Origin of the sequence: Herbidospora galbida, from assembly GCF_005233835.1 — a bacterium.
GTDB classification, from domain to species: Bacteria; Actinomycetota; Actinomycetes; order Streptosporangiales; family Streptosporangiaceae; genus Herbidospora; species Herbidospora galbida.
This window is the reverse complement of record NZ_SZQA01000025.1, coordinates 49,001-73,358: the sequence shown is the minus strand read 5'-3', so window position 1 is coordinate 73,358 and position 24,358 is coordinate 49,001. Positions and strand designations below refer to the sequence as shown.

Annotated in this window: 23 protein-coding genes; 10 read left to right on the top strand and 13 right to left on the bottom strand. The window is 69.9% G+C overall.

Going from position 1 to position 24,358, the window contains the following annotated elements; genetic code table 11:
- Positions 1-8: 8 nt before the first annotated feature.
- From FDA94_RS24400 to FDA94_RS24390, 3 genes are read left to right on the top strand one after another with little or no spacing between them, the layout of a single operon-like run.
- Complete coding sequence (locus FDA94_RS24400) at positions 9-1,163, top strand: epoxide hydrolase family protein (RefSeq protein WP_137249402.1); 1,155 nt, start codon at positions 9-11, stop codon at positions 1,161-1,163.
- A 17-nt stretch (positions 1,164-1,180) separates the two neighbouring features.
- Positions 1,181-1,345 carry a 50S ribosomal protein L33 gene (rpmG, locus tag FDA94_RS24395; protein WP_137249401.1) on the top strand — a complete coding sequence of 55 codons (165 nt, stop codon included), beginning with the start codon at positions 1,181-1,183 and terminating at the stop codon, positions 1,343-1,345.
- A gap of 3 nt (positions 1,346-1,348) precedes the next feature.
- A complete protein-coding gene (locus FDA94_RS24390; RefSeq protein WP_062339748.1) occupies positions 1,349-1,591 on the top strand; it encodes a type B 50S ribosomal protein L31 in 243 nt (80 codons plus the stop codon).
- Between the two features lie 3 nt (positions 1,592-1,594).
- Here the strand turns inward: FDA94_RS24390 and FDA94_RS39415 are convergent, their stop codons facing one another.
- Positions 1,595-1,756 (bottom strand): hypothetical protein, encoded by a 162-nt coding sequence (locus FDA94_RS39415; RefSeq protein WP_170991093.1) that lies wholly within the window; start codon positions 1,754-1,756, stop codon positions 1,595-1,597.
- A gap of 15 nt (positions 1,757-1,771) precedes the next feature.
- Here FDA94_RS39415 and FDA94_RS24385 point away from each other — a divergent pair, with 15 nt between their 5' ends.
- Entirely contained in the window at positions 1,772-2,086 is a 315-nt protein-coding gene (locus FDA94_RS24385; protein ID WP_212735484.1) for a gamma-glutamylcyclotransferase family protein, read from the top strand.
- A 4-nt stretch (positions 2,087-2,090) separates the two neighbouring features.
- Here FDA94_RS24385 and FDA94_RS24380 read toward each other — a convergent pair whose 3' ends face one another.
- On the bottom strand, positions 2,091-3,077 hold the full coding sequence (locus FDA94_RS24380; RefSeq protein ID WP_137249400.1) for a LacI family DNA-binding transcriptional regulator: 987 nt from the start codon (positions 3,075-3,077) through the stop codon (positions 2,091-2,093).
- A gap of 148 nt (positions 3,078-3,225) precedes the next feature.
- On the opposite strand from FDA94_RS24380, the gene FDA94_RS24375 reads away from it, so the two are divergent.
- The 4 genes from FDA94_RS24375 to rhaS are packed head-to-tail and all read left to right on the top strand — an operon-like array spanning position 3,226 to position 7,682.
- On the top strand, positions 3,226-4,695 hold the full coding sequence (locus FDA94_RS24375; RefSeq protein WP_137249399.1) for a sugar ABC transporter ATP-binding protein: 1,470 nt from the start codon (positions 3,226-3,228) through the stop codon (positions 4,693-4,695).
- A complete protein-coding gene (locus FDA94_RS24370) occupies positions 4,692-5,687 on the top strand; it encodes an ABC transporter permease (RefSeq protein ID WP_137249398.1) in 996 nt (331 codons plus the stop codon). The genes FDA94_RS24375 and FDA94_RS24370 overlap by 4 nt, the downstream gene beginning before the upstream one ends.
- Positions 5,677-6,618: an ABC transporter permease gene (locus FDA94_RS24365; RefSeq protein ID WP_137249397.1), complete on the top strand. Its 942-nt coding sequence runs from the start codon at positions 5,677-5,679 to the stop codon at positions 6,616-6,618. Before FDA94_RS24370 ends, FDA94_RS24365 begins: the two co-directional genes overlap by 11 nt.
- Positions 6,615-7,682: a rhamnose ABC transporter substrate-binding protein gene (rhaS, locus tag FDA94_RS24360; RefSeq protein WP_137249396.1), complete on the top strand. Its 1,068-nt coding sequence runs from the start codon at positions 6,615-6,617 to the stop codon at positions 7,680-7,682. Before FDA94_RS24365 ends, rhaS begins: the two co-directional genes overlap by 4 nt.
- A gap of 47 nt (positions 7,683-7,729) precedes the next feature.
- On the opposite strand, the gene FDA94_RS24355 is transcribed toward rhaS, so the two are convergent.
- The 7 genes from FDA94_RS24355 to FDA94_RS24325 form a co-directional block, all read right to left on the bottom strand.
- On the bottom strand, positions 7,730-11,233 hold the full coding sequence (locus tag FDA94_RS24355; protein WP_137249395.1) for a ThuA domain-containing protein: 3,504 nt from the start codon (positions 11,231-11,233) through the stop codon (positions 7,730-7,732).
- A 28-nt stretch (positions 11,234-11,261) separates the two neighbouring features.
- Positions 11,262-12,095: a sugar phosphate isomerase/epimerase family protein gene (locus tag FDA94_RS24350; RefSeq protein ID WP_137249394.1), complete on the bottom strand. Its 834-nt coding sequence runs from the start codon at positions 12,093-12,095 to the stop codon at positions 11,262-11,264.
- Positions 12,096-13,316, bottom strand: a complete 1,221-nt coding sequence (locus FDA94_RS24345) for a substrate-binding domain-containing protein (RefSeq protein WP_425460173.1) — start codon at positions 13,314-13,316, stop codon at positions 12,096-12,098. It abuts the gene before it with no gap.
- A 3-nt stretch (positions 13,317-13,319) separates the two neighbouring features.
- The gene (locus FDA94_RS24340; protein WP_137249392.1) at positions 13,320-14,243 is read right to left on the bottom strand and encodes an ABC transporter permease; all 924 of its coding nucleotides are present in this window, start codon (positions 14,241-14,243) and stop codon (positions 13,320-13,322) included.
- Complete coding sequence (locus tag FDA94_RS24335) at positions 14,240-15,193, bottom strand: ABC transporter permease (protein WP_137249391.1); 954 nt, start codon at positions 15,191-15,193, stop codon at positions 14,240-14,242. Before FDA94_RS24335 ends, FDA94_RS24340 begins: the two co-directional genes overlap by 4 nt.
- Positions 15,190-16,632, bottom strand: coding sequence for a sugar ABC transporter ATP-binding protein (locus tag FDA94_RS24330; protein WP_137249390.1), 1,443 nt, complete (start codon positions 16,630-16,632; stop codon positions 15,190-15,192). The genes FDA94_RS24335 and FDA94_RS24330 overlap by 4 nt, the downstream gene beginning before the upstream one ends.
- Positions 16,633-16,930: 298 nt before the next feature.
- Positions 16,931-17,878 carry a zinc-dependent alcohol dehydrogenase gene (locus FDA94_RS24325; protein ID WP_137249389.1) on the bottom strand — a complete coding sequence of 316 codons (948 nt, stop codon included), beginning with the start codon at positions 17,876-17,878 and terminating at the stop codon, positions 16,931-16,933.
- 49 nt (positions 17,879-17,927) lie between these two features.
- On the opposite strand from FDA94_RS24325, the gene FDA94_RS24320 reads away from it, so the two are divergent.
- Positions 17,928-18,638 carry a MerR family transcriptional regulator gene (locus FDA94_RS24320; protein WP_137249388.1) on the top strand — a complete coding sequence of 237 codons (711 nt, stop codon included), beginning with the start codon at positions 17,928-17,930 and terminating at the stop codon, positions 18,636-18,638.
- Between the two features lie 67 nt (positions 18,639-18,705).
- On the opposite strand, the gene FDA94_RS24315 is transcribed toward FDA94_RS24320, so the two are convergent.
- Both FDA94_RS24315 and FDA94_RS24310 read right to left on the bottom strand, forming a co-directional pair.
- Positions 18,706-19,842, bottom strand: a complete 1,137-nt coding sequence (locus FDA94_RS24315) for a hypothetical protein (protein WP_137249387.1) — start codon at positions 19,840-19,842, stop codon at positions 18,706-18,708.
- Positions 19,839-20,318, bottom strand: coding sequence for an RNA polymerase sigma factor (locus tag FDA94_RS24310; protein WP_137249386.1), 480 nt, complete (start codon positions 20,316-20,318; stop codon positions 19,839-19,841). Before FDA94_RS24310 ends, FDA94_RS24315 begins: the two co-directional genes overlap by 4 nt.
- A 412-nt stretch (positions 20,319-20,730) precedes the next feature.
- On the opposite strand from FDA94_RS24310, the gene recQ reads away from it, so the two are divergent.
- The gene (recQ, locus tag FDA94_RS24305; protein WP_281286621.1) at positions 20,731-22,665 is read left to right on the top strand and encodes a DNA helicase RecQ; all 1,935 of its coding nucleotides are present in this window, start codon (positions 20,731-20,733) and stop codon (positions 22,663-22,665) included.
- A 104-nt stretch (positions 22,666-22,769) separates the two neighbouring features.
- Here recQ and FDA94_RS24300 read toward each other — a convergent pair whose 3' ends face one another.
- Together FDA94_RS24300 and FDA94_RS24295 are read right to left on the bottom strand one after the other, a co-directional pair.
- The gene (locus FDA94_RS24300; protein ID WP_030456848.1) at positions 22,770-22,991 is read right to left on the bottom strand and encodes a hypothetical protein; all 222 of its coding nucleotides are present in this window, start codon (positions 22,989-22,991) and stop codon (positions 22,770-22,772) included.
- 90 nt (positions 22,992-23,081) lie between these two features.
- Positions 23,082-24,278, bottom strand: coding sequence for an ROK family protein (locus tag FDA94_RS24295; RefSeq protein ID WP_137249385.1), 1,197 nt, complete (start codon positions 24,276-24,278; stop codon positions 23,082-23,084).
- Between the last annotated feature and the right edge of the window lie 80 nt (positions 24,279-24,358).

Here is a 24,358-nt window from a genome sequence, read left to right as displayed (position 1 = left end):
TCGGCGTCGTGAATCAGAACACCGCACTCACCCCGTTCCGCGTCGACATCCCCCAGGCCGACATGGACGACCTGCGTGACCGGCTGGCCCGCACGCGCTGGCCGATCCCCGTGCCGGGCCGGGACGACCGCGCCGACTTCAGCCGCGGCATCCCGCCGGTCTACCTGAAGGAGCTCGCCGAGTACTGGCGCGACGCATTCGACTGGCGGGCGCAGGAGGCGAAGCTCAACGCGTACGACCAGGTCACGACGGTCGTCGACGGCCAGACGTTCCACGTCGTCCACGTTCGGTCGGCGAATCCGGAGGCCACCCCGCTGATGCTGAACCACGGCTGGCCGGGCTCGTTCGTCGAGTACCAGCGGCTCATCCCGCTGCTGACCGACGAGTTCCACGTGGTCATCCCGTCGCCGCCCGGCTTCGGGTTCTCCACCCCGCTGTCGGCGACCGGCTGGGAGCTGGCGCGGACGACGGACGCCTACGCCGAGATCATGACGCGGCTCGGCTACGAGAGGTTCGGGGCCCACGGCAGCGACGTCGGCGCGGGCACCGTCGGCCGCCTCGCGGCGGTCCATCCGGAGCGCGTCATCGGCACGCACTTCGGCAGCGACGCCAAGTGGCTCGCGCTGGTCGGCGACACGTTCCCCTACCCCGACGGCCTGTCCGACGACGAGATCGCCCAGATCGAGGCGGTGCGCGCCGAGGACGCCCCCGAGCGCGGGTATCTGGAGATGCAGAACCACCGTCCCGACACGATCGGCGCGGCGCTCACCGACTCACCGGTCGGTCAGCTCGCGTGGATCGCCGAGAAGTTCAAGACCAGGGCCGGGGGCGCCTACCGGACGCCGGACGAGTCGGTCGACCGCGACCAGCTCCTCACCAACATCAGCCTGTACTGGTTCACCCGCAGCGGCGCGTCGAGCGCGCAGTTCTACTACGAGAACGCGCACTCCGGTCTCGACGTGCTCATGGGCGCCGGCGTGCCGTCCGGATTCGCCGTGTTCGACGCCCACCCGCTCATGCGCCGCGCGATGGACCCGTGGAAGGCGATCGGCCACTGGAGCGAGTTCACCGAGGGCGGTCACTTCCCCGCGATGGAGGAGCCGGAGCTGCTCGCGGCCGACATCCGCGCCTTCTTCCGCGCCCCGGGAATATCCCGAGATTGAAAACGGTTTTCGATCCCGTGAAGCGAAGCGACCTCCGCCCGCTGGTCCGGCTCCGGTCCACCGCAGGTACCGGTGCGACCTATGTGACCAGGAAGAACCGCCGCAACGACCCCGACCGGATGGAGTTGCGCAAGTACGACCCCGTCATCCGGCAGCACGTGACCTTCCGAGAGGAGCGATAGCGCATGAAGAAGGGCATTCACCCCGAGTACCGTCCCGTGGTCTTCCGCGACCCGAGCGCGGGGTTCGCGATCCTGACCAGGTCGACGGTGCGGTCGAACAAGACGGTGGAGTGGGAGGACGGCCAGACCTACCCGGTCGTCGACGTCGACGTCAGCTCCGCCAGCCACCCGTTCTACACGGGCAAGAGCCGCGTGGTGGACTCCGCCGGACGCGTCGAGCGCTTCCGCCGCCGCTACGCCAAGTAGGCCTCAGACCGGGAGCCGGCCACCGTTGGTGGCCGGCTCTCGCTGTTCGCAGAGCTTCTCGCCGCCGGTGATCTCGCCGAGGACCTGCTGCAGGTGGCGGATCCGCCGCTGCGCCGCGCACGCCGCCATGGAGGGCCGGGCGGTCTTCGGCAAGACACTGCTCACTGGCACACTGGGCGGGTGATCTTTCTCTTCTCGTACGGCACCCTTCAGCTCGAACGGGTGCAGCTCGCCCAGTTCGGCCGCCGCCTGGAAGGTCGCCCCGACGCCCTGCCGAACCACCGCCTGACCACGATCAAGATCACCGGCGGCACGTTCCCCATCGTCCAGCGGTCGCCCGGTGAAGAGGTGCTCGGCGTGATCTACCAGCTCAGCGCCGAGGAGCTGGCCGCCGCCGACGCCTACGAGGGCGTCGAGTACGCCCGCCGTCTCGTCACCCTCAAGTCGGGCATCACCGCGTGGGTCTACCTGTCGAACGAGGCCCAGCCCGCCTGACCCGTCACCGGGTCGACTCGCGGACCACCAGTTCGGGCTGGAACATGATCTGCTGGTGGGCGTGGGTGGCCGGGTTGTCGCACTCGTCGAGCAGCAGTTCGGTCGCCACCCGGCCGAGCTGGTGGGTCGGCTGGCGGATCGAGGTCAGCGACACCGCCGAGGCCGCCGCGAAGTCGATGTCGTCGTAACCGATCAGGGCGACGTCGTCGGGCACTCTGACGCCCGCGTGGGTGAGGCCGCGCATCAGGCCGAGGGCGAGTAAGTCGTTGGCGCAGAACACGGCGTCGGGCAGGTCGCCCTCGGCGAGCAGCTTCTCGGCGGCCTGCTGGCCGGCGCGCGGGGTCATCGCGCCCATCTCGATCACCCGCAGCGGGCGGCCGAAGGCGCGCTCGGCGCCCGCCCTGCGGTCGAGGCACTGGCGGATGGTGAGGGGGCCCGTGACGTACACGATGGATCTCGCCCCCGTGTCCATCAGGTGGCGCACCGCCGTCATGCCCCCGCCGACGTCGTTGACCGCGACCGAGCACTGGTCGGGGCAGTGGGCCGGATGGTCGACCAGGACGACGCTGATGCCGCGCTTGCGCAGCCGGTCGAGCCGCGCCGGGTCTTCGTCGGACGGGGTGATCAGCACCCCGCGCACCCGCTGTTCGGCCAGCACGAGCAGGTTGCGCTCCTCCTTGGCCCGGGATCCGGCCGAGTTGCTGAGGATGACGGCGTAACCGAGGCTGCTGGCGACCTCCTCCACGCCGGCCGTGACGTCGGTGAAGAACGGGTTGCCGATGTCGATCACCGACAGGCCGATGGTCTTGCTGTGCCCGGCCCGCAGCGTGGACGCCGACCCGTGGCGCACGAACCCCAGCTCCCGGACGGCCGCCTCGACCCTCTCGCGGGTCGCCGGCGACACCTTCTCGGGCCGGTTGAGCACGTTGGACACGGTGCCCGGCGACACTCCGGCTCGCGCGGCGACATCCTTGATGCCCACGTCGCTCATGGACGTTGATTAAAACGTAATAAGCGCCAAGAGGCAACGTGAGGTGCTCCATTACACGAAATGGCTTGGAAACCCGCTATTGACGAGGCAGTAACGCTCATCTACTGTCCGGACAAATTTGAAACGTTTTTCTGGCCCGGGAGGTCGCATGCTCGCGCTGCGGGAGGTGAGCAAGTCCTTCGGCGCCGTCCGCGCCCTGCGCGGGGTGTCACTCGACCTGACCCCCGGCGAGGCGCACGCCCTGGCCGGGGAGAACGGGGCGGGCAAGTCGACCCTCGTCAAGATCCTGTCCGGCGTCCACCGCCCGGACGAGGGCACCCTGCTCCTCGACGGTGAGCCGGTCGAGTTCCACGGCCCCGCCGACGCGCAGGCGGCCGGAGTGGCGGTCATCTACCAGGAACCGACCCTCTTCCCCGACCTCTCGGTCACCGAGAACATCTTCATGGGCCGCCAGCCCCGGCGCTCGCTCGGGCGCGTCGACCGCCGGGCGATGCGGGCCCGCGCCCTCGACCTGTTCGCCCGGCTGGGCGTGCCGCTCGACCCCGACCGGCCCGCGCGCGGCCTGTCGATCGCCGACCAGCAGCTCGTGGAGATCGCCAAGGCGCTGTCCCGTGACGCCCGCGTCCTCGTCATGGACGAACCGACCGCCGCCCTCTCAGGACCTGAGGTGGAGCGCCTGTTCGGGGTGGCCCGGTCGCTGCGCGACCAGGGGTGCGCGGTCCTGTTCGTCTCGCACCGCCTCGACGAGATGTTCGCGCTGTGCCGGCGGGTGACGACCCTGCGGGACGGCGCCCTCGTCGCCACCGACGTGCTCGCCGACCTCACCCCCGACGACCTGGTCCGCCGCATGGTCGGCCGCGACCTGGCGGCCCTGTTCCCCAAACAGGACACGGCGCCCGGCGAGGTGGCCCTGAAGGTCGACCGCCTGACCCGGGAGGGCGTCTTCACCGACGTCTCCTTCGAGGTCCGCTCGGGCGAGATCGTGGCGCTGGCCGGGCTGGTCGGCGCTGGCCGGAGCGAGGTCGCCCGCGCCGTGTTCGGCGTCGACCGCCGGGACGCCGGCTCCGTCCACGTCGGCGGACGCCCGTTACGCCCCGGCAGCCCGACCGCGGCCATGGCCGCGGGGCTGGCGCTGGTCCCGGAGGACCGGCGGCAGCAGGGCCTCGTCATGGACCTGTCGATCGAGCGCAACATCGGCCTGACGGGCTTGAAGTGGGGCCTGCTCTCCCGCGCCGCCGAGCGGGCCCGCGCGACCGACTGGGCGATCCGCCTCCAGGTGAAGTACGCCAATCTGACCGACGCCGTGACGGTGCTGTCGGGCGGCAACCAGCAGAAGGTCGTGCTGGCCAAGTGGCTGGCCCGCCGGCCTCGCGTGCTGATCGTCGACGAACCCACGCGGGGGATCGACGTCGGCACCAAGGCCGAGGTCCACCGCCTGCTGTCGGAACTGGCGGCCGAGGGCCTCGCGGTCCTGATGATCTCCTCCGAGCTGCCCGAGGTGCTCGGCATGGCCGACCGGGTGCTCGTCATGCACGAGGGACGGCTGGTCGCCGACGTCCCCCGGGCGGAGGCGACGGAGGAGCGGATCGTGGCCGCCGCGACGGGGAGGCCCGCGTGACCGGGCTGGTCGACCGCGTCGGGCGGGTCAGGGAGCTCGGGATCGTCGTCGCGCTGGCCGCGCTGTTCGGCGTCACCGGGGTGGTCAACCCGGCGTTCCTGTCCCCGGCCAGCATCCGCGACATCCTGCTCAACTCGGCCATCATCGCCACGCTCGCCGTCGGCCAGACGCTCGTCGTCGTCACCCGGAACGTCGACCTGTCGGTCAGCTCGGTCGTCGGGATCAGCGCGTTCGGGGGCGCGCTGATCCTGGCCGACCACCCGGGCGTCCCGATCCCGGTCGTCGTCGCCGGATGCGTCCTGCTCGGCGCGGCGTGCGGCGCGGTCAACGGCCTGCTCGTCGGGGTGGCCAAGGTCCCGGCGCTGGTCGCCACCCTCGGCACGCTCTACGCCTTCCGCGGCGTCGACTACGCCTGGGCCGGCGGACGCCAGGTCAACGCCGCCGACATGCCGGAGGGCTTCCTGCGTTTGGGCTCCGCAGACGTGCTCGGCGTCCCACTCCCGGCGCTGGTCGCGCTCACCGTCGTGCTCGCCGTCGGCTGGGTGCTGCGCAACCTGCCGCAGGGCCGCGAGCTCTACGCCATCGGCTCCAGCCCCGACGCCGCCGTGCTGGCCGGCATCGCGGTGAAGCGGCGCGTCGTGTCGGCGTTCGTGGTCAGCGGCGCGCTGGCCGGGCTGGCCGGCGTCATCTGGGCGGCCAGGTTCGGCACCGTCGACGCCACGGTCGCCACCGGCAAGGAGCTCGACGTCATCGCCGCCGTGGTCGTCGGCGGGGTCGCCATCTTCGGCGGCTCGGGGACCGTCTACGGCGCCGCGCTCGGCGCGCTGCTGCTCTCGGGCATCACCAGCGCCCTGGCCGTCCTGCGCGTGGACGCCCTGGCCCAGACCGCCGTCAACGGCGCGCTGATCCTCGCCGCCATCATGCTCGACCGCCTGCTCGCGTTACGGATGGCCCGGGCTCTGAGGAAGCGGAGGTACCGCGATGCGCGTTGACCGCTGGGAGACCCTCGTCGTCGCCCTGCTCGCCGCGGTCACCGTCGCCGCCTCGCTGGGGGTCGACGGGTTCGCCAACGGCTCCAACGTCGGTTTCCTGCTCCTGGACGTCACCGAGATCGCCCTCATGGCGCTGACCATGACCCTCGTCATCGTCGCCGCCGAGATCGACCTGTCGGTCGCGTCCACACTGGGGCTCTGCTGCGCGGTGCTCGGCCGGCTGTGGACCGCCGGCCTCCCCATCGAGACGATCATGCCGATCTGCCTCGTAGTCGGCGCGCTCGCGGGCGCGCTCAACGGGCTCCTCGTCACCCGGCTCGGGCTGCCGTCGCTGGCCGTCACCATCGGCACCTTCGCCCTCTACCGGGGCCTGGCCTACGTCATCCTCGGCGACCAGGCGGTGGCCGACCTGCCGCCCGCGTACACGAGCCTGGCCACCCAGTCCGTCGGCCCGATCCCGCTCATGACCCTGCTGGTCGCGGCGCTCGCCGTCGCCGCCGGGATCCTGCTGCACGCGACCGGCCTCGGCCGGGCGATCACCGCGCTGGGCGCCAACGAGGAGGCCGCCTACTTCGCCGGGATCAGGGTCAAGCGCATCAAGTTCTGGCTCTTCGTCGCCTCGGGCGCGATGGCCGGCCTCGCCTCGCTCGTGTTCACCTTCCGGTACGCCAGCGCCCGCGCCGACAACGGCGTCGGACTGGAACTGGCCGTCGTGGCCGCCGTCCTGCTGGGCGGGGTGTCGATCTTCGGCGGACGCGGCACCCTCCCGGGCGTCGTGGCCGCCGTGCTGCTGCTGGCCGTCGTCCGCAACGCGCTCATCCTCGCCGACGTCGCCAACGAGGTCCTCAACTTCGTGACGGGCCTGCTGCTCGTCGCCTCGGTGCTCGCACCGAACCTGAAAGTCCGTCTGGAAAGGAAACCGGTCCAATGAAGCGTCCGATCGCCCTCCTGGCGGGGCTCGCGCTGCTGGCCACGGCCTGCGGCGGCACGACCAGGTCCGACGTCGCCGCCCAGCAGAGCGCCGCACCGGCGGCCTCCTCGGCCCCCGCCGCCGCCGACCCGAACGCCCCCATCAAACCGGGCCTGAAGATCGCCTTCCTGCCCAAACAGGTCAACAACCCCTACTTCACGATCGCCGACCGCGACGGCGTCGCCGCCACCAAGGAGTTCGGGGGCGAGGGCAAGGAGGTCGGCCCGTCGGAGGCGAGCGCCTCGTCGCAGGTCTCCTACATCAACACGCTGATCCAGCAGAAGCAGGACGCCATCGTCATCTCCGCCAACGACCCCAACGCGGTCGTCCCGGCGCTCAAGCAGGCCATGGCGGCGGGCATCAAGGTCGTCTCGTACGACTCCGACACCGCCAAGGACGGCCGGCACGTCTTCGTCAACCAGGCGAGCGCCGAAGACCTCGGCCGCACCCAGGTCCAGCTCCTCGCCGAGCAGATCGGCCACCAGGGCAGGATCGCCGTCCTGTCGGCCACCCCGAACGCGACCAACCAGAACACCTGGATCGAGTTCATGAAGGACGAGCTGACCAAGCCCGAATACGAGGACATGGAACTGGTGAAGGTCGCCTACGGCAACGACGACGACCAGAAGTCCTTCACCGAGACCCAGGGCCTGCTCCGCAGCTACCCCGACCTGGCCGGCATCATCTCCCCGACCACCGTCGGCATCGCCGCCGCCGCCCGCTACCTGTCGGACTCCGACTTCAAGGGCAAGGTCAAGCTGACCGGCCTCGGCACCCCCAACCAGCTCCGCGCCTTCGTCAAGGACGGCACCATCGAGGGCTTCGAACTCTGGAACCCGGGCGACCTCGGCTACCTCGCCGGCTGGGCCGCCGCGGCCCTGGCCTCCGGCCAGATCACCGGGGCGGAGGGGGAGAGGTTCAAGGCCGGGAAGCTCGGCGAGTACACCGTGGGGGCGGGCGGCGAGGTCCTGCTGGGCAAGCCGACCGTGTTCGACGCGAAGAACATCGACGACTTCGACTTCTGAGGGCCGGAACCGGCCCCCGGACGATCTCCGGGGGCCGGCCGGTCACGCTAGCTGATCCGGGTCAGCGACCACTGCTGGGTGCTGGACGAGGAACAGGTGTTCTGGCGGAGCTGGGTCAGGTTGGCCGAGTCAGGCAATTCGAGGCACAGGTTGCTGTGCCCCGCCTGGATCCGCCAGTTCGACCCCTGCGCCGTGAACCGGTACGACTGGTTCGCGTTCGTGTGGCAGGTCCACTGGACCAGGAGCCCGCCCGCGGAGGTCGAGGCGCCCGACACGTCCAGGCACTTGCTGGAGTGCATCGCCTGGAGCCGGAACGCGCCGCTGCCCGCGTCCACGAACCGGAACCGCTGGTTCGTCCCGCTGCCGACCGTCCACTGGACGGCCCTGGCACCGTCGGCCGTCGACTGGCTTTCGATGTCCACCGCCTTGCCGGAGCCGACGTTGACGATCTGGTAGACGCCGTTCGCGACCGGTCCGGTGGTCGACGAACCGCCGCCGACGCCCTGACCCTGGAGGGTGAAGGAGTCGAGGTCGAACTGGTTGGCCGTCGAGTGCTTGAACACCAGGTAGAACGTCTGGCTGCCGCTCACCCCTGTCACGGTGCTCGCCGACAGCGACTGGTAGGTGTCCCAGCCGCCGGTGGAGGGCACCGACGTGGTCGCGAGCAGGGTGCCGGTCGCCGAGCCCGCCCGCAGTTCGATCGAGCCGCCCGAGGAGATCGAGGAGACCCGGTAGGAGATCCCGGTGATGCCCTGCGTCGCCATGGGCGCGAACGCGATCCAGTCGTTGTTGGAGATGTCGCCGACCCGGTTGCCGTTCTCCGCGCCCGACACCGCCACGACCCGGACTCCGGAGGAGTTCGTGAAGTGCTCGGCCTGCTTCTGCTTGGGCTGGAGGATCAGCTCGGCGCCCTTGGTGAGGCCGCCGCTGTCGGTGTACGTCGCCGAGAGCACGTAGAACACGTTCTGGGTCGGCTCGTGGCCCGACTGGCCGGTCGTGATGGTCGCCGAACAGCCGGTGCGCTGCTCGACGTCGTGGCTGTGCGTGTCGTGTCCGAGGGCGACGATGACCTGCACGCGCGAACAGTCGATCGACCCGTCCTCGGGGTCACTGCCGGTGATCGTGTACGAGATCGTGTCCCCGAAGTTGAACGCGCCTCCGTTCGGCGGAGCGGAGAACTGCAGGGTCGGCGCCGTGTTGCCCACGACGACCGGCACGGTGGCGGTGCCGGTCTTGCCGCCTGCGTCCCGGACGGTCAGGCGCGCGGTGTAGTTGCCGTTGGAGGTGTAGGTGAAGCTCGGGTTGGCCGACGTCGAGTCGACCGAGCCGTTGTCGGTGAAGTCCCACGCGTAGGTGATGGCGTCACCGTCGGGGTCGGCCGAGCCCGACGACGAGAACTGCACCGTCAGCGGGGCCTGGCCGGAGGTCGGCGTGCCCGACGCCCTGGCGAGCGGGGCCCGGGAGCCGTTGATGTAGTCGATGCGGTAGACGCCGTCGTCGGTGTTGGCGCCGCCGAAACCGCTGCCCCAGTCGATCATGTAGAGCGACCCGTCGGGGCCGAACTTCATGTCCATCGGCGACCGGAACTGCATCGACGACAGGAACCGGTTGATCTTCAGCAGGTTGCCGGAGTTGTCGAGCCGCATCTCGGCGACGAAGTTCCGGCTCCACTCGTAGAAGAACGGGGTGTCGTCGAAGTACTGCGGGAACTTGGTCTCGGAGGTGTTGTTCGGGTCGAAGTGGTAGAACGGGCCGCCCATCGGGGCCGCGCCGCCGCTGTTGCCCATTTCGGGCCACTGGACCGCGCCGCTGTAGGTGTACCAGACGTTCGCCGCCCGCGCGGCCGGCAGCGTCTGGAGACCCGTGTTGTTGGGCGAGGTGTTGGTCGGGGAGGAGCAGTTGAACAGCGACCCCGACGTGTTGGTCGCGAAGTTGAAGTCGTTGTACGGGGTGTTGTTGCCGGTGCAGTAGGGCCAGCCGTAGAAGCCGGGCGACTTGATCAGGTTGTACTCGACCGTGCCCGCCGGGCCCCGGCTGGAGTTGGGCGAACCCGCGTCGGGGCCGTAGTCGGCCATCGAGATCCAGCCGTTCTCCTTGTTCACCGCGAACCGGAACGGGTTCCGGAAGCCCATGGCGTAGATCTCCGGCCGGGTCTGCGCGGTTCCCTGCGGGAACATGTTGCCGCTCGGGATCGTGTACGTCCCGTTGGCCTCCGGGTGGATGCGCAGGATCTTGCCGCGCAGGTCGTTGGTGTTGGCCGCCGTACGCTGCGCGTCGAAGTGGGCGCGGCCCGAGCGCTCGTCGATCGGCGCGTAGCCGGACGAGGCGTTCGGGTTCACGTCGTCGCCGACGCCGATGTACAGGTTGCCGTTCGGGCCGAACGTCAGGTAACCGCCCGTGTGGCCCGGCTCGTCGATGCGCTCGGCCGGGATGGTGAGCAGGACGCGCTCGTCGCTCAGGGCGCTGGGCGCGGCCGAGGCGGTGTACGTGAACCGCGACACCCGCACGATCGACTGGCTGCCGGTCGGCGAATAGTAGAGATACAGATAGCGGTTCGAGGCGAAGTTCGGGTCGAGGGCCAGGCCGACCAGGCCGTCCTCGCCGCCGGTGTAGACGCTGAGGGTGTGCGCGGTCGCGATCTGGCCGTTGGACGGGTTGATCGTCTTCAGCTGACCGGCCCGGCTGACGTAGAACACCGTCTTGTCGGGCGCGATGTCGAGCTGCATCGGCTGGTTGGGCGCCGAGTCGAGGGTCACCTTCTGGAACCGGTTCCAGACGGTGCCGCCGCAGCCGCCGGGCAGTTCGCCGCCGGCCCAGCGGATGCCGCCCAGCACGTGCTGCTGGAACAGCGGTTCGCTGTAGGTCGAGGCGGTGTGGCCCATGGCCGTCGCCCAGACCTTGGCCGCCCCGACCTCACGGCACCACGAGATCGGGTGGTCGTGTCCCATGGCGTTGCCGCCGGGGGAGTAGGTCGTCTCGTCGGCCGTCACCAGGATGTGCGCGTCGCCCCGGATGCTGCGGTCGAAGTTGTACCACTCCTCGGTCCGCGTCCAGCGGTCAGGCAACCCGGACGTGGAGGGGTGAACGTCGTCGGCCACCTTGGCGGTGCCCTGGACGATGTTGGAGTGGGCGGGCATGTGCGCGCCGGCCTGGATCAGGTTGTCCCAGTAGGGGAACGTCGACTCGATCCCCATGTCGGTGGCGTTGTGGATGGCGACGATGCCGCCGCCGCCCTCGACGTAGCTCTGCAGGGCCTGGCGCTGGGAGTCGTTGTCCCAGACCATGCCGGAGTTCTGCAGCATGATGATCACGTCGAAGGTGGCCAGGTTGGAGGTGGTGAACGAACTGGAGTTGTTGCTCTGGACGACCTCGAAGTTGTTCGCGGCCGCCATGTTGTTGACCATCGTGACGCCCGCGGAGATCGAGTCGTGCACGTAGCCCGCCGTCTCGGTGAACAGCAGCGCCCGGAAGACGGGCGCCGCCGCGGCGGGGGCTGGTAGCGCTAACAACAGGAGAAGCGGGGTCAAGAGGGCGATGAGGTACCTACGCATGGCGCTCCCTGGGAGGGTGCGGGATGTGTCAGAGAGCCCGGAGGAACGCGAGCCCGTCGGTTGCCAGGGCGTCCTGGCTCCGGGCGAGTGGCCGCCAGATGGAGGCGGCCGTGGCTATCGTGCGGTTCTCCGCGGTGAAGGACTCGATCACGAGCGGTCCTGAATATCCGATGTCGGTCACCGCGTCGATGAAGGATTTCCAGTCGAAGTGGTCGTCTCCGGGCGCCCCCCTGTCCGTCCCGCACACCTGGATGTGCGCGACCCTCTCACCGGCGAGGCGGACGGCCTCGGCGGGACTCTTCTCCTCGATGTTCATGTGGTACGAGTCGAGCATGATCCCGCAGTGCTCCGGGATGGCCTCAAGGGCCTGCTCGACCGTGTTGACCAGGCTGGTCTCGTACCGGTTCAGCGCCTCGACCCCGACCCGCACGCCGCGTTCGGCGGCGTAGTCGACGACGGGCGCGAGGTTCTCGCGCAGTTCCGCGTACGCGGCCCGGCGCTCCTCGGCGGACAGCAGCCAGGTCCGGCCGACGGAGGAGTAGGCGGGGCCGCCGATCGCCGGAGCGCCCACCCGGACGGCGACGTCGACGACGTGCCGCAGGTAGTCCTGGGTCTCGCGGACGACGTCGGCCGAGGCGGCCACGAGCTCGCGGCCCGGCGGCATCACCAGCGCCACCGACGCCCGCAGGCCGTGCTCGGCCAGCACGTCGGCGGCCCGGCCGGCATCCCAGTCACCGGGGTTCTCGACGGGGAGTTCGAGCACGTCGAACCCCCAGCCGGCGACCCGGGGCGCGAGCGCCGCCAGGTCGCCGTCGGTCAGCGGCGACACCCAGACCCAGGTGTTGACGCCGATGGGGAGCATCTACTTCCCGCCCCACTTCCCGGGGAAGCCGGGCATGGACTCGCAGCCGCACAGCGCGTAGTGCAGCAGCGGCATGTTGGGCTGCAGGTAGGTGCCGAGGGACTCCTGGGTGATCTTCGGCTGCGGCAGGTTCCACATCTTCGGCACCTCCTCGCCCTTGAGGATCTTCAGCGCCGCGATGATCGGGGTCCGCCACTGGTAGGTGGGGTAGGTGGGCGCGACGGCGGTCAGGTTGCCGTCCTTCCACTTCTGCAGGAAGTCCTGCTGGTCCTCGCCGACGAAGGCCGGAACGGGCACCCCGGCGTCCTCGAACGCCTCGATGGCGGCCACGGCGGTCGCGCCCGCGTCCATCCAGACGCCGTCGATCTTGCCGTGCCGGGCGATGTAGTCGGACACGATGCTCTTGGTCTTGGCGGCGTCGCCGTCGGTGAACTCCACGCCGACCACCTGGAGCTGGGACTTGTCGAAGGCGACCTTGGCGGCCGACCAGCGGGTCTCCAGCACGTCGACGCCCGGGAGGATGCGCAGAGCCAGGATCTTGCCGCCGGCCGGCACCTTCTCGATCAGGAACTCGGCGCCGTCGGCGCCGAAGGCGTAGCCGCCGATGGGCTTGATGAAGGTGACCGGGCAGTCGGTCTCGACGCCGCGGTCGAAGACGATGACCGGGACCTCGGGGCAGGCGCCCGAGACGGCCGGGGTCAGCGTCGCGGTCGTGTTCGGGGAGATGATCAGCGCGTCGCAGCCCTTGGCCTGGAGCTCGGCGATGTCGGAGATCTGCTTGTCGTCCTTGCCCTCGGCGTCGAGAGCGGTGAACTCCTTGATCTCCTTGTGCAGGGCCACCTCCTCCTGCATGGTCGTCCAGCCGACCTGCCGCCACGGGTTGTTGACCGCGGCGTTGGAGAAGCACAGGTGGTAGGGGCCGTCCTTCTTGTACTTGGCCGTGTCCACCATCTGCGGCGCGATCGCCTGCTCCCACGGCTTGTCGGCCGGCCCCTCGGCCGTCTGCGACCGCATCGCGAGCTGGGCGTCGTAGTCTGCCTGGACGAAGAAGTCCGACTGCGCGCCGGTCCCGGCCGAGGCCGGCGCGGAAGCGGCCGCCGACGTCGCCGGCGCGGCGCTCGGCTGGGCGCTCGCCCCGGTCGGCGGCAGGTCACTGGCGCATCCCGCGGCGGCCAGGGCCAAGGCGGCGACCGCCACCAATAAACGACGCATGGACGTCACTCCTTACACTTTCGAAGGTGATAACCGCAGGGACGGGAGCCGGAGGCCCCCGACCGCCACGGCGGCAATGATGATCACTCCCTGCACGGCGTATTCCAGCGCGCCGGAGATGCCGTGCAGGTTGAGCAGGGTGAAGAGGGCTTCGAGGGTGAACGCCCCCGCGATGGCGGCGACGACGTGACCGCGTCCACCGCCGAGCACGACCCCGCCGAGCACGACGGCGGTGATCGCCTGGAACTCAAGACTCTGGCCGACCTGCGCCGACACCCCGGCGAACCCGCCGAGCAGGATCCCGGCGACCGCGGCCGACAGGCCCGAGAGCACGAACGCGAAGACCCGCACCCGGTCGACCCGGACCCCGCTCAGCCGCGCGGCCTTCTCGTTGTCGCCGGCGGCGACGAGGGTCCGCCCGAAGTCGGCCCGCATCAGCAGCACGGCGGCGATCACGACGACGACCAGGATCGCCACGGCCCAGACGCCCTCGCGGCCGAACACCCGGAACCCCTGCGACAGCGCGCCGCGCGGGGCGCCGCCCGTCCACAGGAAGACCGCGCCCGACAGGATGAGCATCGCGCCCAGCGTGGTGATGAAGGACGGCACCCGCAGCTTGGTGGTGACCAGCCCGTTGACCAGGCCGACCAGCAGCCCGATCACGACGAGCAGGATCAGCACGGGCCAGGTCATCGCCTCGTCGCCGTCGATCAGCCGCGCCGCGACCACCACCTCGACGGTGACCAGCGACCCGACCGACAGGTCGAACTCCCCGGAGACGATCACGAAGTACTGCCCGGCGGCCAGGATGGCCAGCGGCGCGACCCGCTTGAGGAACGCCAGGAATCCGGCCGGTTCGAGGAAGAACGGGTTGGCGACCGCGATGGCCACCAGCAGCCCGGCCAGCACGACGAAGATCGGGATGGCCCGTTTCACGACGCCCTCCTGCCGGTCCGGCGGGCGTAGACGGCGACCGCGACGACGATGACGACGCCGCGCACGACGTCCTTGAAGAAGGAGTTCACTTCGAGCTGGTTGAAGACGCTGTCGAGCACCGCCAGCAGCAACACCCCGCCGACGGTCCCGGCCACCCCGCCCCGGCCGCCGGCCAGCGCGGTGCCGCCGAGCACCACCGCGGCGATCGACTCCAGGTCGTAGCCGCCGTCGGTGCCGACCGTGGGGGCCCCGGCGCCGAGACGGCTGGCCAGCAGCAGCCCGGCCACGCCCGCGCAGAGCGAGCACAATACATGCGCCGCGATCACCACCCGGTCGGTCCGCACCCCCGACAGCCGCGCCACCTCGACGTCGCCGCCGACGGCGTAGACGCGGTGCCCGAACCGGGTGCGCCGCAGCAGGAACCAGACCCCGACCGCGACCGCCGCCCACAGGATCGCCGCGACCGGGATCGGGCCGATGCGGGCGTACCCGAGTTGCTGGAAGTCGACCGGCACCCGCCCGGCGGGCCCGTCGTAGAGGTGGTCGAGCACGCCCCGGATCACGAGGGCGACCCCGAGGGTGGCGATGAAGGCGTGCACCTTCAGCTTGGTGATGACGACGCCGTTGACCAGTCCGACCAGCGCGCTCACGCCGAGCGCGACGACGACGGCGGTCAGGATGTTGGACGTCTGCCCGGCCATCGTCTCGGCCGCGATGAGCGAGACCAGACTGATCAGGTAGGCCACCGACAGGTCCAGCGACCCGGCCAGGATGGCCAGCGTCTGGCCGACCGCGACGATGCCCAGGGCGGCCGACCGCTGCTGGATGCCGACGAGGTCGTTGAGGGTGAAGGTGCCGCCGTCGAAGGCGACCAGGGCCCAGCCGATGGCGAGGGTGGCGATGAGGGCGGCGTACACCGCCCGGGTGGGGTTGGCGACCAGGGCGATCACGCGGCGACCCCGTCGGCCGCGGCCAGCGCCATGACGGCCTCCTCGGACGACCCGGCGGGCAGCTGCCCGGCCACGCGGCCGTCGCGGAGCACGACGATGCGATCGCTCATGCCGATGAGCTCGGGTAACTCCGAGGAGATCATCAAGATCGCGGTCCCCGCATTGGCCAGCTCCCGCATGAGGTCGTGGATGGCGGCCTTGGCCCCCACGTCGACGCCGCGCGTGGGCTCGTCGAACAGCAGCACCTTGGGGGAGACGGTCAGCCACTTGGCCAGCACGACCTTCTGCTGGTTGCCCCCGGACAGGTACTTGACCTCGGTCTCCTGGCGGGGCGGCGCGAGCTGCACGCGCCGCAGCAGGTCGGAGACGGTGGTGCGCGAGCGGTGGCCGATCGCGCGGGCCACCAGGAGGGCGTTGTCGCGGACCGACTGGTTGAGGGCCAGGCCCTCGGCCTTGCGGTCTTCGGTGACCAGCCCGATCCCGGCGGCGACGCCGGCGCGGACGCTGGCGGGCCGGGCCGGCGTCATCTCGCCGCGGGTGAACGGCTCGGCCCCGAAGATGGCCTTGACCAGGGACGACCGCCCCGACCCCTGGAGACCCGCGACGCCGACGATCTCTCCGGCGCGGAGTTCGAGGTCGATGCCGTCGAGCTTGCCGTTCCCGCCGCCGCGTACGGTCAGCCGCACCTCCCCGATGGCCGACTCCTCGGCCTTGGCCGGGAAGTAGGCGTCGAGCTCCCGCCCGACCATCATCTTCACCAGCTCGCCGGTGGTGACGTCCTTGGCGGGTACGGTCGCCACGTGCGCGCCGTCCTTGAGAACCGTCACCCGGTCGGCCAGGTCGAACACCTCGCGGAGCCGGTGGGAGATGTAGAGGACCGCGATCCCGCGTCCCTGCAGGCGGCGGATGAGCCGGTAGAGCAGCTCGACCTCGTGTTCGGCGAGGGCGGCGGTGGGTTCGTCCATGACGACGATGCGGGCGTCCACGCTGAGGGCCTTGACGATCTCGACGACCTGCTGCTGCGCCACCGACAGGTCCTTGACCAGGGCGCGCGGGCCGAACGAGTGCTCGTCGAGTTCGTCGAGCAGCCGGGAGGTCGCCTCGTCCATCGCGGCCCGGTCGACCAGCCCGCGCCGGGTGGGCTCGCGGCCGAGGAAGACGTTGTCGGCCACGCTGCGCTCGGGCAGCAGGTTGAACTCCTGGTAGATGATCGCGACCCCGGCGCGCTGCGCCTCGACGGGATGCGCGAACGACCGCGTCTCACCGCCGATCTCGACGGTGCCCTCGTCGGGCTGGTGCACCCCGGCGAGGATCTTCATCAAGGTGGATTTGCCGGCGCCGTTCTCCCCGACGACGGCGTGCACCTCTCCGGCCGTCGCCGACAGGTCTATCCCGCGTAGGACGCGGATCCCCAGAAAACTCTTGCCGATGCCAGTCATACGCAGGATGACCTGCGCTGACTCAGCTCGTTTCTGGTTTATGTCCTCCATATTGCCGGATGTTAAGCGGGACTTTTGACGGCCGCAAGGCAAAAGTCCGCAGGTAAATAACCTAATTAGGGGTGCTTTCGAGTGCCCACCGGCACGAGGCGTGCGGTTCGGGCCGACTTTTGTGGGTTGACAATCGAAACTGACGTGGGCGATCGGTTTCGGGTGGAACGGGCCATGGATTCGGAGGTTAGTTCAAGGCCAAAACGATCTATCGGCAGCCGCATTTGGGTGTGGCCCAAATCGCGATTTAGGGCTCGATAACGATTTTGAGACCCTGCCGTGACTGCGCCTCGCCGAACGCCTTGGCCGCGTCCTGGAGCGCGAACCGCCCCGACACCAGCGAGACCAGGTCGACGCGGCCCTGGGCCACCAGGTTGATCGCCCGCGGGTAGACGTCGTTCATCCGCCGCGCCATCGCGATCGTCAGCCCCTTGCGCCGCGCGGTCGAGGCCCGGAAGACGGTGCGGTCCTCGTCTGGAATGCCCGCCAGCACGACCCGCCCGCCCGGCCGCGCCATCTCGAAGGCCGTGTCGACGGCCTGGTCGGTGCCCGCCACCTCGAACACGACGTCGAGGTCGCCGTGGGGGTCGGTGTCGGCCCCCAGCTCCCGCGCCTTGGCGGCCCGGTGGGGCAGCGGCTCCACCGCCGCGACCATCGAGGCCCCTGCGATCTGCAGCAACTGGATCAGCATCAGCCCGATGGGCCCGCACCCGACGACGCCGGCGGTCCCGCCGAGGGGGAGATGCCCCAGGTCGTACGCGTGGATGGCCACCCCCAGCGGCTCCAGCAGCGCCCCCTCGAGATCGGACACCGAGTCGGGCAGCGGGTGGAGGTAGGCGTCCGGCCAGGCCAGATATTCGCGCAGCCCGCCGTCGGTCTGCCCGTGCCCGGCGAACCGCACGTAAGGGCACAGGTTCCGGTAGCCGCGCAGGCATGAGGGGCACTCCTCGCAGGGCACGGCGGGATCGACCGCCACCCGCCGCCCGTCGAGGGTCACCCCCGCGAACTCGTGCCCGACGACGAGCGGCTGCGTCAGCTGGGCGTCGCCGATGCCGCCCTCGCCGAACCAGTGCAGATCCGACCCGCACACCCCGACCGAGGTCACCTTGACGACGGTCTCCCCGGCCTGGGGCACCGGATCGGCCTCTTCGTGGATCCGCAGATCCGCCGCCCCATGGAGTCGTGCCACCAACATGGGAATCTCCCCTTGAATCGGACGTTACGGCAGGTCGTACGGTTGCCGCATGTGGACGATCGGCCAGCTCGCGCAGGCGACCAGAACGACCGTACGCGCGCTGCGCCACTACGACGAAATCGGTCTCCTGCGCCCGACGGGGCGAACCCCCAACGGCCACCGCCGTTACGGCCCGGAAGATCTGCGGCGACTCTATCGCATCCGGTCATTGCGGACATTTGGCATGTCCTTGGAGGAAATCGCCACGTCTCTGGAAGCCCCCGGGGCCATGGAGACGCTCCTGCACGCGCAACTGGCCCTGCTGTCGCAGCGCGCCGCGGAACTCGACGCCCTGAGGGCCCAGCTGACCCGCCTGCTCGACCACGACGACCCCGACGACTACCTGAAAGCCCTGGAGATGACGGCCATGCTCGACGCCTACTTCACCCCCGAACAGCAGGACTCCCTCACCGCCCGCCGCGAGGCCCTCGGCCCCGAGGCCGTCGAATCGGCCAAGGGGGAATTCCGGACCCTGGTCGAAGCGCTGCTCGCCTGTGTACGGAACGACGTCGCCCCCGACTCGCCCGAGGCCCGCGACGTGGTCGCGAAATGGGACGCCCTGGGCGCCGGTTTCCATGCGGCGGGCACCGGCACCGAGACCGCCACCCGGCGGATGTGGGACGAGAACAGCGAGGAGATCAGCGCCCGCCTGCCGTGGAGCACGGAGGAACTGCGCGCCATCGTGTCCTTCGCCGACACGGTCCGGGCGAACCGCCCCTGACCGCCCATGAGGTCCCGGCACGCGGAGGGCTCGCCGGATGCGGGCCCCACCGCGTCTCGGGCGCCGGCTAGCCGGCGGCTCTGGGGGCGAGAGCGAACAGGAGCACCATGTTGTCGACCCTCGGAGCTCCGAGCATGCTCCACTGCGACGCGGAGCAGTCCGGGTTCTTGTCCGAGTGGTAGTGGCGGACCCTCGTCTCGTCCACGACGTGAATCGAATCGGTTTCGAGGTCGTCGGCCACGGCCGGGGGAAGACGGGTTCCGGGTGACCAGATGAGGCCTTCGAGATGCTCGGGGTCGTCGACGACGGTCTGCGACAGGTCGAGATCGCGGGCGTCCAGGTGCCGCCTCCGGAGCCACAGGGGGAGGCCGATGTGCGCGTCCTTGTGGTGGCAGTCCTCGACGATCTCCAGTGCGATCGCGACCTCCCGGGCGAGCGCGAGGGCGCGGGTCATGTCCTCCCCGAGGCTGACCGCTCGCTCGCGGTCGTGGTCGTCCTCGGCGTCCGGTTCCGAGGCGTCGCCGAATCCGGGGGAGTGGCCGGGGGTCCTCCTCCACGTCGCCGCCAGCTCCTGGGCGTCCGGTGATCCCCGGAAGCACGGACCGCCACCGGTCTCCAGCATCCGTACCGCCTCCAGGACGCGGTGCGCCGGAGGCGGCTCGTCCATGGGCCATGTCAGACCCCTGCGCCGGGTCGCCCCGGCTCGGTCGAGCGTGACGTATCTGGCCCGGCTGAGTGCGGCGACCAGTTGCTTCGCCCGCACGGAGTCCATCGTCTCGGGGTCCCGGCAGCCCAGCTCGTACGCGAGGTCGAGATCCGAGACGAAATTGAGCGACAGATTGCTGGCGAGGGAGTGGGCCAGATGGCTTCCGACGTCGAAGGTCTCGGACGAGGCGCGGAGATGGAAAAGGTCGGGCTTGAGGGCGCGTAGGAGCCGCTGCGCGAAACCCATGACCGATTCGGCCACCCTGTCGGGAACGGGGGTCCTCATGCTGCGGAGCTCGATCAGGTGGTGCAGCCATCGGGTGCGTAAGTCCTGGGCCGCCGCCTGGCGATGGGACAGCGGAGGCCCGATGAGGCCCTGTTCCTCGGCCTCCATGATGCCGAGATAGACCGACGCGTAGCCGGGCTGCCCGGCGAACAGGGCTTCCAGATCGCCGGTTTCGCCGTCGTCGAATCCGTCGTCGTTCTCCTGGCCGCTCATCCGCCCACCTCCCCGGCCGACTGCTTGAGGAAGAAGCGTCTGAGCTGTTTGAGATACCTCTTCCTCAGGTCGCGTACCTTCTGCTCCGAGATGCTGAGACGTTCCGCGATCTCGTGCGAGGTGAATCCGTCCCTGTCCATGGTGGCCACGATCCTGCTCATCGGGTCGAGCGATCGCATCGCCTCCTCGGTGATGAGAGCGGCGATCACCGCTTCGCCGGGATCGTCGGTCGCGAGCGCGTTCTCGTGCGGCGTCAGGGGGAGCTCGCGACGACGGGTCGGTGAGTGCGACCGGGACGCCTGGCGCAGTGCCACCTTCCTGAGCCACGCCCCCGGATTTTCGATGGTGTGCCAGTCGCCGGCCTTCATCTTCCCCCACGACTGGATGAAAGCGTGCTGGCGTGCGTCGTCGACGACCGCCGAGTCATATCCCTTTGCGGCGAGGTACCTCCCGACTGCGCGGAAATGCATGTTCATCACATGCTCCAACTGGTCTGCGAATTCATTTTCCATGGGCGGGTGAACGTCATTCTGAATCGAGGGAGGAGATCTTCATGCACGGTGAGCCGGGACGGGTTCGCGCACGTCGAGGCAGGCTGAGAGGTTTCGCTGACCGGAGCGTGATCGGTTGAGGGGGTCCCGGCTGAGATCATGCTCATCCCTCTAGAGCTCGCGACGGCGGGTTTCCGGGGACGATCTCGGCGACTTTCTCAAATAAGCGCCCGTCTACCCGTGAAATATGCGACTCCGGGTCTTTCAGCCGTCCAATCACGGCAAAGGGCGACAATTGCCTCCATCAACGGGACGGAGACATGATCCGTCGGTTCGGGCGCGAACGGCTCTTGGGAGGAGGGGCGGGATTGTCGTCCGGGCTCGTTAGGGTGTGCGGGTGGCTTCCCCCGACGAACTCGCCCCCTGGCCCGACGCCGAGGCCCCCGACTGGGACGACGAAGACGAGCCGCGGCTCGAGATGGCCCCCTGGGCCGACGAGACCCGGTTCACCGACCCGCACGACGTGCTGAGCCGGGTGTTCGGCTACGACACCTTCCGTGACGGCCAGCAGGAGATCATCGACCACGTCGTCGCGGGTGGTGACGCGCTGGTCCTGATGCCGACCGGGGGCGGGAAGTCGCTCTGCTACCAGATCCCCGCCCTCGTGCGGCCCGGCGTCGGCGTGGTGATCTCACCGCTGATCGCGCTCATGCAGGATCAGGTCGACGCGCTGACCGCGCTCGGGGTGCGGGCCGGGTTCCTCAACTCGACGCAGGACATGGGGGAGCGCCAGGCCATCGAGGCGCTGTTCGTCGCCGGTGAGCTCGACCTGCTCTACCTCGCGCCCGAGCGGCTGCGGTCGGAGCAGACGATGAACCTGCTCGACCGGGCGAAGATCTCGCTGTTCGCGATCGACGAGGCCCACTGCGTGTCCCAGTGGGGGCACGACTTCCGGCCCGACTACCTGGCCCTGTCGGCACTCCACGAGCGGTGGCCCGACGTGCCCCGGGTGGCCCTCACCGCCACGGCCACCCCGGCCACCCACACCGAGATCGCCACCCGGCTCAAGCTCGACGACGCCCGCCACTTCGTCGCCAGCTTCGACCGGCCCAACATCCAATACCGGGTCGTCCCCAAGAACGAGCCGAAGAAGCAGCTGCTCGACCTGCTGCGCAACGAGCACAAGGGCGACGCCGGCATCGTCTACTGCCTGTCGCGCAACTCGGTGGAGCAGGTCGCGGCCTTCCTCGCCCAGAACGGCGTCCCGGCGCTGCCCTACCACGCCGGGCTCGACGCCCGCACACGGGCGGCCCACCAGTCGCGGTTCCTCCGGGAGGAGGGGCTGGTGATGGTGGCGACGATCGCGTTCGGGATGGGGATCGACAAGCCCGACGTCCGGTTCGTCGCCCACCTCGACCTGCCGAAGTCGATCGAGGGCTACTACCAGGAGACCGGCCGCGCCGGGCGCGACGGCCTGCCGTCGACGGCCTGGATGGCCTACGGGCTACAGGACGTCGTCCAGCAGCGCCGCATGATCGACACCTCCGAGGGCGACGACGCCCACCGGCGGCGGCTGTCCCGGCACCTCGACGCGATGCTGGCCCTGTGCGAGTCGGTCGGCTGCCGTCGCGTCGGCCTGCTCGACTACTTCGGCCAGAAGGCCGGGCCGTGCGGCAACTGCGACACCTGCCTGACCCCGCCCGAGTCCTGGGACGGCACGGTCGCCGCCCAGAAGGTCCTGTCGACGATCCTGCGCCTGCACCGCGAACGCCGCCAGAAGTTCGGCGCGGCGCACATCACCGACATCCTGCTCGGCCGCGACAACGAGAAGATCCGCCAATACGGCCACAACACGCTGAGCGTCTACGGCGTCGGCACCGACCTTCGCGAGGCCGAATGGCGGGCGGTCATCCGCCAGCTGCTGGCCCTGGGCATCCTCGATGTCGAGGGCGGCGACTATCCGACCCTGATCCTCACCGACGCCAGCGCCGACGTCCTACGGGGTCAGCGCCCGATCAGCATGCGCAAAGACCCGGAACGCAAGGCCAGGGTCGCCGTGGCGAAGTCCGCTCCCCAGGCGGCCGACCTCTCCGCCGAGGCCAAGCCGCTGTTCGAACGCCTGCGCGCCTGGCGCGGCGCCACCGCGAAGGAACAGGGCGTCCCCGCCTACGTCGTCTTCCACGACGCGACCCTGAAGGAGATCGCCACCCGCCTGCCCGCGACCCTCGCCGAACTCGCCACCATCAGCGGCATCGGCGAGAACAAGCTGGCCAAATACGGCGAATCGGTCCTGGAGGTCGTCACAGGGGAGACGGCCGACACGGCCGAATGACCACCGGAGGCCTGGCGATCACGGGGGAGGCGGGCTCGTCCGCATCCCCGGGCCGTACACGACCCGAGCTCCGGCGCGCCCACAGGCCGGAGCCGTCGTGCCTCTTACTGCTGGGCGAGACGTTCGAAGAGTTCCAGCGCGGCGGCGCGGACTTCTTCGGGCGATACCCCCTCCAGCACCGATCGGGCCTGGTCCTCGTCTCGCGTGGTCGCGCAGGTGATCGCCACGGAGGTGGCGGCCGCGTGTTCCAACGTGCCGGCGGGCTGGTTGTCGGCCAGTTCGCGGGCGCTGAGGGCGAGGTCCAGGATGTCGCGTGAAGTGCCCAAAGTGATCTCCTCGGCCAGTGGGGGGTTTGACGCCATTCTGCGGTATGCGCTCCCTCACGCGACGGAAATCCGTAAGGTCAGCGCGCCGAACTAGCTTACGGCGGGCTCCCGAGACACTGACGACGAGGTGGTGCTGAGCAGGAATTCGTCCACGACGAGGGTGGCCGCGCCCAGGGCCACGGCGTCGGGGCCGAGCCGGCCGAGCACGATCGAGGCGGTCGAATAGGGCTGGGTGAGGCAGTTCTCGGCGGCCTTCTGCTTGATCGTGGTCAGCAGGTGCTGGCCGAGCAGCAGGCCGGCCCAGCCGCCGACGACGATCCGCTCCGGGTTGAACAGGTTGATCAGGTTCGCCAGGCCGGCCCCCAGGTACTCGACCGTCTCGTCGACCACGGGAGACCCCGAGGTCACGAGTTCGGCGAAGGCCGCCTGCTCGGTCGAGGTGTCGACGTCGATTCCGGCACGTTCCAGCACGGCCTCGGCGCCGATGTAGGCCTCCAGGCACCCGCGCCCGCCGCACCGGCAGTCGCGGCCGCCGATGGCGATCTTCGTGTGGCCCCACTCGCCGGCGGAGCTGTTGGCGCCCCGGTAGGTCATGCCGTCGGCGATGATGCTGGCGCCCACGCCCGATCCGATCAGCGCGATCACCGCGTGCTGTGATCCCCGTCCGGCGCCGAACCACATCTCGGCCTGGCCCATCGTCTTGGCGCCGTTGTCGATGTGCAGGGGGAACGGGGTGCCGGCGCGCAGCAGGGTGCCGAGCGGGACCGAGTCCCACCCGAACGTCTGCGCGTGGATCATCGCCTCGGGGCCGCGTTCGACGATGCCGGGCACGCCGACGCCCACGCCGAGGACCTTCGACGGCGCCACCCCGCTGTCGGCCACGACGGCGTCGATCCCCGACAGCACGTGCCGCACGACGACGTCGACCTCGTGGGCGCCGGGGCGCAGCGCGAACTCGCTCTTGGCCAGTTCGTTCATGTCGAGGTCGAACAGCTCGACGCGCACGTGGGTCTCGCCGACGTCGACGCCGATCGCGAAGCCGTAGGTCGGGTTGACGCGCAGCAGCACGCGCGGGCGCCCGCCGTCGCTGTCGACCAGCCCGGCCTCGACGATGATGTTGTCGGCGAGCAGGTCGCCGGTCACGTTGCTGACGGTGGCCGCGCTGAGCCCGGTCAGGGCGGTCAGCTCGTGACGGCTGGTCGGGCCCGCGAAGTAGAGGGCGCGCAACAGGACCGCCCGGTTCCCCCTTCGGAGATCGCGGACGGTACGTCGCTCGGGCCTCACCATGATCTTCCTTCCCCCATGTCTGGGCCCATGTTAGATCAGAGCCAAAAATAAGTCATCCGACGTGGTCGGAGCGTTACCAA

Coding starts and splice junctions, on each gene's coding strand:
- FDA94_RS24355 (WP_137249395.1), bottom strand. CDS start 11,233: ATGCGTAGGTACCTCATCGCCCTCTTGACCCCGCTTCTCCTGTTGTTA.
- FDA94_RS24295 (WP_137249385.1), bottom strand. CDS start 24,278: ATGGTGAGGCCCGAGCGACGTACCGTCCGCGATCTCCGAAGGGGGAAC.
- FDA94_RS24325 (WP_137249389.1), bottom strand. CDS start 17,878: ATGTTGGTGGCACGACTCCATGGGGCGGCGGATCTGCGGATCCACGAA.
- FDA94_RS24375 (WP_137249399.1), top strand. CDS start 3,226: ATGCTCGCGCTGCGGGAGGTGAGCAAGTCCTTCGGCGCCGTCCGCGCC.
- FDA94_RS24320 (WP_137249388.1), top strand. CDS start 17,928: ATGTGGACGATCGGCCAGCTCGCGCAGGCGACCAGAACGACCGTACGC.
- rhaS (WP_137249396.1), top strand. CDS start 6,615: ATGAAGCGTCCGATCGCCCTCCTGGCGGGGCTCGCGCTGCTGGCCACG.
- FDA94_RS24390 (WP_062339748.1), top strand. CDS start 1,349: ATGAAGAAGGGCATTCACCCCGAGTACCGTCCCGTGGTCTTCCGCGAC.
- FDA94_RS24380 (WP_137249400.1), bottom strand. CDS start 3,077: ATGAGCGACGTGGGCATCAAGGATGTCGCCGCGCGAGCCGGAGTGTCG.
- FDA94_RS24350 (WP_137249394.1), bottom strand. CDS start 12,095: ATGCTCCCCATCGGCGTCAACACCTGGGTCTGGGTGTCGCCGCTGACC.
- FDA94_RS24315 (WP_137249387.1), bottom strand. CDS start 19,842: ATGAGCGGCCAGGAGAACGACGACGGATTCGACGACGGCGAAACCGGC.
- FDA94_RS24330 (WP_137249390.1), bottom strand. CDS start 16,632: ATGACTGGCATCGGCAAGAGTTTTCTGGGGATCCGCGTCCTACGCGGG.
- FDA94_RS24365 (WP_137249397.1), top strand. CDS start 5,677: ATGCGCGTTGACCGCTGGGAGACCCTCGTCGTCGCCCTGCTCGCCGCG.
- FDA94_RS24310 (WP_137249386.1), bottom strand. CDS start 20,318: ATGAACATGCATTTCCGCGCAGTCGGGAGGTACCTCGCCGCAAAGGGA.